6 protein-coding genes are annotated in these 13693 nt (G+C 42.1%); 5 read left to right on the forward strand and 1 reads right to left on the reverse strand.

Going from position 1 to position 13693, the window contains the following annotated elements; genetic code table 11:
• The first annotated feature begins 976 nt into the window (after positions 1–976).
• The 4 genes from PING_RS04455 to PING_RS04475 all read left to right on the forward strand — a co-directional run bounded on the left by PING_RS04455 (position 977) and on the right by PING_RS04475 (position 7310).
• The gene (locus PING_RS04455; protein ID WP_198134741.1) at positions 977–2149 is read left to right on the forward strand and encodes a hypothetical protein; all 1173 of its coding nucleotides are present in this window, start codon (positions 977–979) and stop codon (positions 2147–2149) included.
• 570 nt (positions 2150–2719) lie between these two features.
• On the forward strand, positions 2720–2905 hold the full coding sequence (locus tag PING_RS04460) for a helix-turn-helix domain-containing protein (RefSeq protein ID WP_049752944.1): 186 nt from the start codon (positions 2720–2722) through the stop codon (positions 2903–2905).
• A gap of 731 nt (positions 2906–3636) precedes the next feature.
• Positions 3637–4938, forward strand: a complete 1302-nt coding sequence (locus PING_RS19355; protein ID WP_011769253.1) for an ice-binding family protein — start codon at positions 3637–3639, stop codon at positions 4936–4938.
• A gap of 917 nt (positions 4939–5855) precedes the next feature.
• Positions 5856–7310: an FAD-dependent oxidoreductase gene (locus PING_RS04475; protein ID WP_011769254.1), complete on the forward strand. Its 1455-nt coding sequence runs from the start codon at positions 5856–5858 to the stop codon at positions 7308–7310.
• A gap of 108 nt (positions 7311–7418) precedes the next feature.
• Here PING_RS04475 and PING_RS04480 read toward each other — a convergent pair whose 3' ends face one another.
• Positions 7419–7970 (reverse strand): carboxymuconolactone decarboxylase family protein, encoded by a 552-nt coding sequence (locus tag PING_RS04480; protein WP_011769255.1) that lies wholly within the window; start codon positions 7968–7970, stop codon positions 7419–7421.
• A 735-nt stretch (positions 7971–8705) separates the two neighbouring features.
• Between PING_RS04480 and PING_RS04485 the strand changes: the two genes are divergently transcribed.
• Positions 8706–13493 (forward strand): NAD-glutamate dehydrogenase, encoded by a 4788-nt coding sequence (locus PING_RS04485; RefSeq protein WP_011769256.1) that lies wholly within the window; start codon positions 8706–8708, stop codon positions 13491–13493.
• Positions 13494–13693 lie beyond the last annotated feature (200 nt).

Below are 13693 nucleotides of genomic sequence, written 5' to 3' on the forward strand. Positions count from 1 at the left end.
CAAACGCGCTTCCATTGTTTCATAAGTTTTCTCGAGTTAGACCTTAATGAAAGTTATAATCACCTATCAGCCTTAATATCAGTCGTATCGGCTGATATTTTTTCTATTGAAGGGAAACCAATAGCTGGCTGGTTAAATAAAGGTGAGTTGAAAAGGTGAAAAATAAAGATGATAAATGGGCTGTTTGCCCTAAATGTCAGGGACGAGGCAAAAAAGTAAGGGGCTGCGCAAGAAAGTGAGGCTTCGTTACCGGAAGGAGCTTGCGCAATTTGAAAAAACCAACAGCAAAGGGACGGCCCCCGTTCGCCCTAAGGGTCACCTTGTCATTGGCGGTCAACATCATTGCTGACATGCCATCAAACGCTTCCCTTTATCTGCATTATTTAGCAAACCACGGCCAATCAAGTAATGACAGAGCACGGAGATGGCGCGCATATTTGACCTGCTTATTACATCCACTTTTAGCCAAAATAAGACATGTCAGGTTTTTTACACATTTTGACGGATTTTAAAGGGTGAAATCCGCCTACAGCTCGGTGTTTACGGGTTTTTATCCCATTGTATGTGTCCAGTTATTTTATCTATTCATTCATATTAAAAGTGCAAAATCAACTAATACATTTTTTAAATATGGTGTTTATTATTGATATAAAGTATGTTAGGCAATATGGTATGAAATATAGTATGAGGATATAACAAGTCGCTTCTTCAGAAAATCATATTCTCAGTCACTTCACGTAATGAGTGTTGATTAATTAGAGGTCCTTACCTCACAAATACAGTCACCTCATGATGGGGTATCTCACATTATATTAAATGGAAGTAAATAATGAAAAATATATTATTAAAAACCTGCTTAACCGCTTTGGCTTTGTCCGTTGCTGGTTTAGCAAATGCAGACCCAATCACCGATACTCAATTGCGCTCATATTCTGCAATATCGAAAGCTGCGGTGAATATAGCCGCCCAACCCGAATTGTCGACTGCTCCCAATGTTGGCGGTCATCTCGCTGCACAAGCGGCCGTTGTTATCGGTGCCAATACTACTGTAAATGATATTTATGCTGGCGCTGCGGTTACCACCGGTGCTGGGTCAAAAGTTAACCAAATCAAAGCTGGCGCAGCCGCGGGCATTGGGGCGAATGCCACCGCTGGGGACGTCAATGCAGGTGCTGCCGTGGTAGTTGGCGCTGTTGCTAATGTCGGCGATATCATAGCTGGCGCTGCCATCACGTTGGGCGCCAATGCGACGGCGTACTCTACCAATGACACGGTAGTCACCTATGGTGCGGGTTCCACGGATAACGCTACGGGGAATGATTACATCGATCAAGGATTTATCAAAGGTCCCGCTGAGATGACAGCTGCGATGATGGCCATCACCAATAAGTTCCATGCTAATCCAGTTGATGTCAACAAGGTCGAAACATATACGGGCCTGTCGGGTCTTACTATTGGCGTTGAGGGCGGGGAGACGACGGAATATTACAGTGCGATCAACCTGCAGGCGAATACCACACTGACCATAGAAGGGAACGTGACGGTCATTACCAGTGGGGCGATAACCCTGGGCGCCGGGGCAGAAATATTGCTGGGAAATGGTGCGAATGTTACCTGGATATTAGGCGGTGCCCTCAATCTTGGGGCCGGGTCTAAGTTTAGGGGCGAAACGTATGTGAATGGCGCGGTAAATGGCGCCACGAGTGATGTCGTATGTGGGAATTTATACGCTACAGGCGCCATAAGCATAGGTTCTATAGGGACTCCGTGCGTATCACCAATCGATGAGCCGAGTTGCCCGATATGGACAGCATCGGAATTGCAGGCAATGAAAGGTAAACATATACGATTAGAAGATTTATATGGGTCGGAAAATGGTGATACTCGTAAGGGTTTGATAACTGGAGAAAAACTTCGTAATAGAGATGATGATGATCATGGAAAGAATCTGTTTAGGGTTGATGGTCGCGTTTACGCTGATTATGAAGGTTATTTATTTTTCAATGACCCTCATGCGAGTCCAGAACCAATTCTCAGATCTAGTAACAATAATAGTATGCCATGGTCTAAAAACAAGATATCGCTGGCAGATAACCATTTATGTTTTGATATCCTGACGGTTGAGATTAACCGTCGCTTACAGCAGTAAGAGCGGATTGCCGTAGGATAGTTTACTCCTAAAGATCGTAGAGCAGCAACTAGTAATCATTGGGGAGGCAACCGACACCCCGATGCCAGCTTTGATCTATTGCTGCCAACGTTTTACATACAAACCTATGACTAAAGCCATCTCATTTGAGGTGGCTTTTTTCATACTTAGTTGCTCATAAAGCTGCCGGTAATGCACAACGTGTTTTTCTACCGTCTTTGCTGCGACGGTTAATTGTTTGCCATCAAAATGATAACCGAGAAATTCACAAAATTGCCGGGAGTCATTTTGAACAGCTTTAGCTGGCCCGCAGGGTGAAAGGCAGGATGCCTGGAATAACCCCCGACTGATTTTACCGATAAAGGTCTTATCCAGCGCTGCGCGATTTTTAATTCATTAAAGTGCTGATTGACTGTCCTCACGGCCTTGTTAATCACTTGTTAAAGCGTTCTCTGACAATGGCGTTGAGCTTGTGTTTCACAAAGAGTCTTTGACGTTCACTGGCGATGATAATCCAAGGCAAAATCTGATGCTAACAATGTTGTGTGGTATCTACAGCTTGAGCATTCAATGATGTTGGAACGTCAACGTGAAGGTATTGCATTGGCAAAACAAAAAGGCAAGCACAATGGCAAGCCGGTGAATCAAGATTTACACGAAAAAATTAAAAATTTATCATCGCAGGGCATCAATAAGATGCAAATAGCTAATACGTTGGATTGTTCCCGTACTACTGTCTATAACGCTTTAGCATAGAATGATTCTAATAATACCTATTTTATATCAATGCCCTAGAGAATGAATGGCAGAAGCCTCTCCAAATATAGACCACTCGCTGCGCTGCACATTCTCCGGTGAGCAAGGTGTTATCGATACAAAACTTAATTCGAATTTAATGCTAGTCAGTTGATTATAATGTCTCTAGTGCGCTTCGCGGGGGCTAGCAACTTATTATTCCTAAGGTCTGCTTCAAGCTCGCGAATACCAGGCGGTCAACATCATTGCTGACATGCCATCAAAGCTTCCCTTTATCTGCATTATTTAGCAAACCACGGCCAATCAAGTAATGACAGAGCACGGAGATGGCGCGCATATTTGACCTGCTTATTACATCTACTTTTAGCCAAAATAAGACATGTCAGGTTTTTTACACATTTTGACGGATTTTAAAGGGTGAAATCCGCCTACAGCTCGGTGTTTACGGGTTTTTATCCCATTGTATGTGTCCAGTTATTTTATCTATTCATCTATATTAAAAGTGCAAAATCAACTAATACATTTTTTAAATATGGTGTTTATTATTGATATAAAGTATGTTATGCAATATGGCATGAAATATAGTATGAGGATATAACAAGTCGCCTCTTCAGAAAATCATATTATCAGTCACTTCACGTAATGAGTGTTGATTAATTGGAGGTCCTTACCTCACAAATACAGTCACCTCATGATGGGGTATCTCACATTATATTAAATGGAAGTAAATAATGAAAAATATATTATTAAAAACCTGCTTAACCGCTTTGGCTTTGTCCGTTGCTGGTTTAGCAAATGCTCAAGATGCAGGCGAACCAGTAAAAATCTTTAAGGAGCAGTTGACGTCCCATGCTGCTATATCCGCTGCTGCGATAAGTATCTCTGCAGACTCTTTCGTAGACGGTCATATAGCTTCGCAAGCGGCCGTTACCACAGGAGCTGGGTCTGTAGTTCAAAACATCGTTAGTGGCGCCGCTACGGGTATAGGGGCAGCTGCTAAAACCTGCGATATTTATGCTGGAGCCGCCATTGCCGTAGGCGCGGGCAGTACAGTCGGCATTTTGAGTGCAGGTGGAGCTGTCACGTTGGGCGCGTTGGCGGATAGAGATGTGATTTGCGATTCAGCGCCAGCGGTAGTCACCAGCGACTTCGATGCAGCGAACGCTCAGATAAAAAGTGCACAGTCTGCTTTAGATACTATCCCCGCTTCCTCATTAGTGGATGCGTATACGTTGGTAGGCAGCATGGACACTGGCGTATATGAGGGCGCTGCTATTACCATACCCGCGAACACGCTCATTACGTTTGATGCTAATGGGGAGGACGGGGTTTGGATTTTCAAATTGAGTGGGGCAATGACCGTAGGTGCAGGTAGTGAATTTGAAATAATTAACGCAGGCGATAATAATGCTGTTATTTGGGATATAGGCGGCGCACTTACTCTGGGTGCTGGCTCAACTTTCCTTGGCACCGCATTTGTAGAGGGCGCCGTGTCCGGTGCGACCGCATCGGTTAGTTGTGGTAACTTATATGCTACGGGCGCCATCTCTATCGGCAACATCGGTAGCATCGGGGGTGATGATTGTAAAGTCGCAGCTGACCAGTTGGCCGATTTTTCGATAGAAGAAGGTGAATATTCTTTTATACCACAGGGGAAGCGAATTTCCGAGTGCCCATTATGGGAGAAATTGGATGCAAATTACGGGGGAGACGCATGGAAACATTACAGGGACATAATATTTAAATCGCCGGATTTAAAATTAAAAGAAGCACCAGCATCCACAGGTTATGGCGGACTTGCCACTAAATATCGATTCGATAGCCCCACTTCATATGGACAGTTCCTCGTCATCACAGACGCACAATATAGTATCATGAACTCGATTTTCCTTCGTCATACCGACTTAAGCGATGGATATACTTCCAATGTTGCTAGAATAAAGCAAGATGATATGCTCAAAAAGGATTACGATGAAGCCGCCGCCGCTTGCCGCACGGATTTACACGATATTTTTATAAACCAGACCAACTGAGCTGGGAGAGGCTTCGTTTATCATAGAGGTGCAATCCTTAGTTCCCAGTCCAGCCTTGACCCATCGCTGCCAACGTTTTACATACTGACCTAAGGCTATAGCCATCTCATCTGAGGTGGCTTTTTTCTTTCTTAGTTGCTCATAAAGCTGCCTAAAATGCACAACGTGTTTTTCTACCGTCTTTGCTGCGACGGTTAATTGTTTGCCATCAAAATGATAACCGAGAAATTCACAAAATTGCCGGGAGTCATTTTGAACAGCTTTAGTTGGCCCGCAGGGTGAAAGGCAGGATGCCTGGAATAACCCGCGACTGATTCTACCGATAAAGGTCTTATCCAGCGCTGCGCGATTTTTAATTCATTAAAGTGCTGATTGACTATTCTCAAGGCCTTGCGTAAGTGCCAGCGACAACCGAATGGGCTGGGGGTCAAGTTTTTCATTTTGCAGTTTTTTAATAATTAGCATCTACTCTAAGCCGCAATGAAGCGTTTGTGGCTTAGCGTATTGTTTGATGCACTACCGAGAACAAGCAGGGGTATAAAGCGGGGTACCTTGATTTTAAATTTTAACTATAACTTTAAATATCAATGTTATATCGTTCAAATGGGCGGTATGATGTAAACCGCATCTAGCCATTTCATAGGAACGCATCACGTTTCATTAAGCCCGTAACGCCATGCTTTACGGGCTTTTTTTTGTATTAATATCGACATAAGCTGGCGGTTTTAAAAAAGTGTTTGAAAAATAGTATGGATTTGGAGACGGTCAAACGCGCTTCCATTGCTTCAGAAGTTTTCTCGAGTTAGGCCGTAATGAAAGTTATAATCACCTATCAGCCTTAATATCAGCCATATTGGCTGTGATTTTTTCTATTTAAGGGAAAGCGATAGCTGGTTAAATAAAAGTGAGTTGAAAAGGTGAAAAATAAAGATGATAAATGGGCTGTTTGCCCTGTATGTCAGGGACGAGGCAAAAAAAGTAAGGGGCTGCGCAAGAAAGTGAGGCTCCGTTACCAGAGGGAGCTTGCGCAATTTGAAAAAACCAACAGCGAAGGGACGGCCCCCGTTCGTCCTAAGGGTCACCTTGATAGTTGCTTGAACTGTAAAGGGTCCGGATTGATTCCTTCAGCTCAGCCTCCTTTAGCGGATAAAGAAAACTACCCTCATCTTGCCATCATTGGCGGTGGAATAGGCGGAGTAGCACTGGCAGTGGCTTGTCTGCACCGCGGAATTCCCTTTACGCTTTATGAACGTGACAGCGGCTTTGATATACGATCTCAGGGTTATGGACTCACTCTGCAACAGGCGAGTAGAGCTATCGAGGGATTGGGAATTGTGTCGTTAGCAGCGGGCGTGATTTCAACCCGGCATGTGGTTCATACTACCGAAGGATCCGTTATCGGTGAATGGGGAAGAAGAAAGTTGGGGCTGCCAGATGAGAAAATATCAGCGAAACGCACTAATGTGCATATAGCCAGGCAGGCGCTGCGCTTAGCGCTGCTTGAGCAGTTAGGTGGACATGATGCGGTGCAGTGGCGGCACCAGTTAGTTGGTTTTAATGAATGTGAGGGCGAAGGTGTTGATTTGAGCTTTCAAGTAGAAGGGAAGATCAAGCATGCTAATGCAGATCTTGTGGTGGGGGCGGATGGAATTCGCAGTTCGGTGCGCAGGTTGTTGATTGGTGAGGAGGCTTCCCCATTATGTTACTTAGGTTGTATTGTGATTTTAGGAATTTGTCCTTTGGAGGCGATAGAAGACAACGAAGGTCTTGATCGTTCTTTGCTGGACTCGGCCACGGTATTCCAAACAGCCAACGGTAATGAGCGGATCTATATTATGCCTTATACGTCAAACTCGGTGATGTGGCAGCTTAGCTTTCCAATGTCAGAAAAACAGGCTAAGGCCTTAAGTGCTCGAGGAGCTCAAGCACTTAAGCTTGAGGCATGTCGTCGATGTCAGTGGCACGATCCTATTCCCCAGATTTTAGCGGCAACGCAGGAAGATAAGATTTCTGGTTATCCTGTCTATGATCGAGCACCGATCGAAGCCGAATGGTTGGCGAGGGGGGCTAAAGTGACTCTAATCGGAGATGCGGCGCACCCGATGAGTCCATTCAAAGGACAGGGAGCAAATCAAGCTTTGCTCGATGCGCTGGCGCTGGCTCGGGGGATCAAAAAAGCATGCAGACCTTTATCGCAATGGAGAAAAACGGGCCTGAGGGAGACTGTGTTAACAGAGTTTGAATCAGAAATGTTGCAACGCAGTGGGACCAAAGTGAAGGATTCAGCAGAGGCTGCACAGTTTCTGCATTCAGATGTCGTGCTTCATGAAGGGGATGAACCGAGAGGACGCTGTCTAAAGAAAAAATTATAGCAAAGGGCAATATAGCAAAGAGCAATATAACCGGATGGTGAAGAAAAATGATGACACTTGGTTTGCCCCTTCAAAAAGAGAAGAAGCAATCTTAATTTTTTATGACGCTTATTTTTTAGTCCAAGCGAATTGTTCAAACATAGGATCGACGGGCGTTTTTGCAGAGTGGTTCACGTAGTTACTGATCACTTTTTGAGAAAGACCAAGAATCACTTCAAGAATCTGCTGTTGTCCGTAGCCCGCAGCAAAGAATGCTTGCGTCTGTTGCTCAGAAACATTACCACGGTTACGCACCATGCTTAAGGTAAAGTCTTGTAATGCTTGTAGTTTCTCAGTTGGCATTGCTTCACTGTTACGTAACGCTTCAGTCAGAGCAGGATCGACCTTCATTGAATGTGCAATACCTGTGTGCGCAGGCACGCAGTAATGACAGTCGTGCTCAACGTTAATTGTTTGCCATACAACGGTTAGCTCTTCTGCATCAAAAGATGAGCTTGCAAAGAGCTGGTGTAACTGAGTGTAAGCTTTAAGTGTGTTGGGGGATTCAGACAGTACGCCGAAAAGACCAGGAACAACACCCATCTTTTCTTTTGCACCTTCTAGGATTTCTTTACTTTCTGCGGGAGCCGACTCAATGGTATGGATTTTGAAGTTTGACATAATGGTTCTCTCTCTATTGATTTAAATTTCATTTAATTGGAACCGTTGTTCCTTGAATTAAGAGTACTATAAATACAATTGAGCGATCGTTCAAGATTTATTTTGAGCGATCGTTCAGTTAACTTGTCAGGGCACAAATAAAAAGTGTGTTTTTTAATGGATTTTATTTCAGGTTGTAAAAGTTCAAACTATCGTCACGCTCGTTTTTTGCCGAAAGGAAGCCTGATGCTTTAATTGTATCAGGGTTAATTGAGTGTTCGTTTGAGGTGTTATGGCAACGTTTGCACCTTAGAATATTTTTTGATGCGTGACGATAACAAGTAGGGGAGTAATGAGGGGGACTTTGATTGGTCGTTGAAATTTTATTATTTTGTCACCGTCGGTTATTAGCCAAGTAGGCGGCATAATGAGTTTTCTACAATAATTGATTTTAAAAGCAATTTTGGCTGCTTTTTATGCGAAGTTTCTAAAAAATTTTGCTGATAATAATTATTGCTAATAACAATTATTGCTAATAACAATTTTGCTAATAAAAATGAATCTAAAGGCGTGTATTCGGCCTATCCCTAATCTTCCTGTTGTAGTTGATAAGGATTTAATTGATATGTTGAAAATTTGTGAAGCAAATACCGTAACTCTCTATCACCTCTCATTTTATATTTTTTTTAAATAGCCTTTTAGTTTACACCAACCTATAGTGAGAGGATTTATAAGTACTTAATAAGGGTCGTGTACATGAAATCAATACTCAACCAAAAAAATGACATTTTAGATCAAATTTTTTCTCAATTAAAAAGTTATTTTTCTGAATCGGAACAACAAACTGTCGAGCAGTTTATTAAAACTATTTTCCGTGATGTGGCTATCGCCGATTTAACGCCAATACCATTAACAGATCTGGCCGGACTGACGGGTTCATTATGGCGAGAGACGGCTAAATGGAAAGGTAGCCGGGCAAAAGTACGTGTTTTTAATCCCGATGTTGAGCAAGATGAATGGAAATCTACTCATACGGTATTGACGGTATTATGCCGTAATACTCCCTTTGTGATTGATACGCTAAAACTTGTCCTCAATGAGCAAAATATTAAATTACATCGTGTTTATTATGGGGAAATGTCCAGCCAACGGGACAAAAATGGGACATTAATCTCTTTCAATGAAGAAAAATTAAATGAATTGTTACTTTATTTTGAAATTGATAACACCAGTTCAAAAAAAGAACGCGATCAGATATCAGCTAAAATACAAACAGCATTAGAAAATGTGGCTTTAGTGGGTGATGATTTTGCAGCATTAAAAAACACCCTGACAGAAGCCATCGAAATCAGTAAAACGGATAATTTAAAAGAACATATTGATAACTTAAGAGAACAGCAAACCTATTTATTATGGGTGTTAAAGGATCATTTTACTTTTCTCGGTTGTGATCAATTTAGTGTTGAAAATGGAAAAATCAATGTCATTGAGGGGAGTCAGTTAGGTTTATTGAAGCGTCCTGATTTTATGACTAAAGCCCATGATTTTGAATCGTTTTCAATACTTAATGAGAAGACATTTATCCATTTCAGCAAAGCCTCTCAACGTGCGATGGTTCACCGCAGAGCTTTTCCTGATGTTATTTATATCAAACGTTTTAATGCCGCAGGGGAGCTGATTTCCGGTTTTCGTTTTGTCGGCTTATATACCTCTTCGGTTTACAGTGGTACACCCACTGAGATGCCCGTAATACGTGACAAATTAGCGAATATGTTAAAACAATCGCCTTATAGTCAAGGGGGGCATTATTATAAAGAGTTATCACAAATATTATATACCTACCCGATTGAAGATTTACTGTTATGTGATGAAACTGGATTATTAAAAAATGCCACTGAAATATTACATGCTCAGGAGCGCAAAGAATTAAAATTATTTTTACGTATGGATGGTAATAATCAATTTGTCGTTGCCATCTTATATGTTCCACGAGATGTTTATAATACGAGGGTAAGACTTGATTTTGAAGAGTTAATTTGTCGTACTCTGGAAGTCACTGATCGTGATTTTCAAACCTACTTAAGTGAATCAAATTTAGCACGTTTACGTTTGGTATTACGCTTAAAAGCGCCCCTTGAATACCCATTAGAAGTGCAGGCCATACAAGATCGCATGAAACAGTTAACCAAGCTCTGGAGCGAGGGTTTACAGGAATCTTTAGTTGAAAACTTTGGCGAAGAACGTGGTATAAAACTGGTTAAAAAATACCAGTCATCATTTTCAACAAGTTATAAAGACAGTTTTAGTGCCCGCGTTGCAGTGTCCGATATTGAACGCATCGAGTCCGTCTATGCAGATAAAGAACGGTCTATGGCATTGCGTTTTTATCGTTCTCTGGATCCTAATGGCAGTCAGTTAAAATTAAAACTTTTCCATCAGGATGGTGCTTTATTATTATCGGATCTTATCCCTATTCTGGAAAATCTCGGGCTTAAAGTGGCGGAAGAATACCCTTATAAAGTGACCCCGAATAGAGAACAGTCATTCTGGTTATATGATTTCACCTTAATTTATTCACGTGTTACTGATTTTAATCCAGATGCTTACCACGATGTTTTTGTCGATACATTTTTATCTGTCTGGTATGGAAGAGCTGAAAATGACTCTTTTAATAAACTAATTTTGAGGACGGGATTAACGTGGCGTGATATTGCAATGTTGCGTGCTTATGCCAAATACTTAAAACAGATACGTTTTGGTTTTAGTCAATCTGCAATAGCAAAAACAATGTTAGACCATAGCAAGTTAGTTATCGAGTTAGTGCAACTCTTTAAGTTACGCTTTGACCCAAGTAACGAAATTAATTTAGAAAAGCAGCAAAAATTAGAAGAAAAAATTCTAACCTCATTAAATGACGTGACTAATCTTAATGAAGACCGTGTATTAAGGCAGTATGTTGAGCTTATCATGGCCACTATTCGGACCAATTATTTCCAGAAAAGTGAGGGAGAAAATCAACCTTATATCAGTTTTAAGTTTGATCACGCTAAATTATCTGAGATTCCGTTACCGCGTTTAAATGTTGAAATTTTTGTTTATTCACCGCGCGTAGAAGGAGTGCATTTACGCGGCGGCAAAGTTGCCCGTGGTGGTTTGCGTTGGTCTGATCGTCGTGAAGATTACCGTACTGAGGTATTAGGATTAGTGAAAGCACAGCAGGTTAAAAATGCGGTGATTGTGCCCGTCGGTGCTAAAGGCGGTTTTGTTGCTAAAAAACTCAATGCTTCTATGGACAGAGATAGTTTTATGAAGGAGGGGATTAGCAGCTACAAATTGTTTGTTAGCGCATTACTTGATCTTAGCGATAACCTCGATCAAGGCCGAGTAATTCCACCCGTTGATGTGGTTCGTTATGACGAAGATGATACCTATCTTGTTGTTGCAGCAGATAAAGGAACAGCTACTTTTTCTGATTTTGCCAATGAACTCGCGGTAGCAAGAAATTTCTGGCTAAATGATGCATTCGCCTCGGGTGGTAGCCATGGTTACGACCATAAGGTCATGGGTATTACCGCGCGTGGTGCATGGATTAGTGTACAGCGTCACTTTCGTGAATTGGGTGTTAATGTACAAAAGGATCCTATCAGTGTGATCGGTATAGGTGATATGGCGGGTGATGTATTTGGCAACGGTATGTTAAGTTCACAATCGATACGCTTGGTTGCTGCCTTTAATCACCTGCATATATTTATTGATCCGAATCCGACTGATCAAGCGGCGTGTTTTACGGAGCGAAAACGCTTATATGATACGCCGAAAACGGGTTGGAATGATTACGATAAAGCGTTAATTTCTGCAGGAGGCGGGGTTTTTGAACGTCGAGCTAAGTCAATAAACGTTTCTCCTGAAATGGCCAAACGTTTCGATATTCAAAAACAGAAAGTAACACCTAATGAATTGATCTCGCTATTATTAAAAGCGCAAGTTGATCTGATTTGGAATGGTGGCATCGGTACCTACATAAAAGCCAGCAGTCAGAGTCATGCTGATGTAGGTGATAAAGCCAATGATGTGTTACGTGTCAATGCAAAACAACTGCGCTGTCGTGTGCTGGGTGAAGGTGGAAATTTAGGTGTAACACAATCTGCCCGTATTGAATATGCATTAAACGGCGGTTTATGTTTCACCGATGCGATTGATAATGCAGGAGGAGTGAACTGTTCGGATTTAGAAGTTAATATTAAAATCCTACTTGATAAACTGGTCTCTGATGGGGATTTAACGGTTAAACAACGTAATATTTGGTTAGTTACTATGACCGATCAGGTTGGACAATTGGTGCTTAAAAATAATTATCGGCAAGCGCAGAGTATCAGCCTCTCTTACGTTGAATCATATAAACGTATTGAAGAGTATCGTCGTCTGATATGTAATTTAGAAGAAAAAGGCAAGCTTAACCGTGCACTTGAATTTATTCCTACGGAGGATGTGCTTAATGAACGTAAAAATAGTCACCTCGGTTTGACGCGACCTTGTATTGCGGTGATGTTAGCTTATGCCAAAAATGAATTGAAAGAAGCCCTGGTCGCTGAGCATGTTGCTTCTGATCCTTGTTTGATTAAAGAGGCAGAAAAAATATTCCCTCGATCGCTGGTGGATAAATATAAAAATGAAGTTCATCGTCATCCGCTTATCAATGAAATTGTTGCCACGCAAATAAGTAATGATATTTTCAACTGCATGGGGACAACCTTTGTACATCGTTTAATGGCCAGCGCAGGCTGCTCATTTTTAGATGTCTGTAAAGCGTGGGTGGCAGCAAGAGAAATTTTCGCTATGACTTCGCTTTTGGAAGATATTGAAGGGTTAGATAATCAAGTTCCTGTCAGTGTGCAAAATGATTTAATGCTGCAGTTAAAACGTATGGTGCAGCGCGGTACGCGTTGGATCATTAGTACCCATCGTACAGATCTTGATATCAGCATGCTGATTAAACAATATCAGGAGCCTCTGAGTACGTTAGCGGAACAATTTGATAACATATTAACCGGATCATCTCTTCTTCATAGACAAAAATCCCTGACTGAATTAACCGCAAAGAATGTACCGGATAAATTGGCACATTCTCTGGCAAGTGTGGATAAAATTTATGCCATGTTGGGTGTTATTTCAGTTGCCGCAAAAGTGAAAATTGAACCTCAACTTGCAGTGCAGGTTTATTTCCACTGCGGTGATCATTTGAAATTATTTGATGTCGCTGAGCAACTTAGCCTTTTACCGGCAGATAATAATTGGCAATCGCTTGCCAGAGAAGCAATGCGTGATGATCTTGAATGGCAGCATATGCGGATCACTAAGAGTATATTAGAAATGGTCAAAGAAAGTACAGATGTTGGGGATGCCTATGTTGATTGGCACACCTCAAATCATATGCTTTTTGATCGCTGGCAACGTATGGCTGATGCACTATTGGCCGCTAGTCCTCCAGAGTTTAGTATGTGTCAGGTGGCGTTACGTGAGCTGCTGGATCTATCTCAGAGTTAGAAAGCTCGAGGCTCGAAGGCTCAAAACTCGAAGCCGTCAGCCGTCAGCCGTCAGCCCGAAGCCGATAACTGACAGCTGACAGCTGACAGCTGTCAGCTGTCAGTCGTTAGCCGTCAGCTGTCAGTCGTCAGCTGTCAGTCGTTAGCTGTCAGTCGTTAGCCGTCAGTCGTTAGCTGTCAGTCGTTAGTCGTTAGCCGTCA

The organism is Psychromonas ingrahamii 37 (assembly GCF_000015285.1).
Classification (GTDB): Bacteria; Pseudomonadota; Gammaproteobacteria; order Enterobacterales; family Psychromonadaceae; genus Psychromonas; species Psychromonas ingrahamii.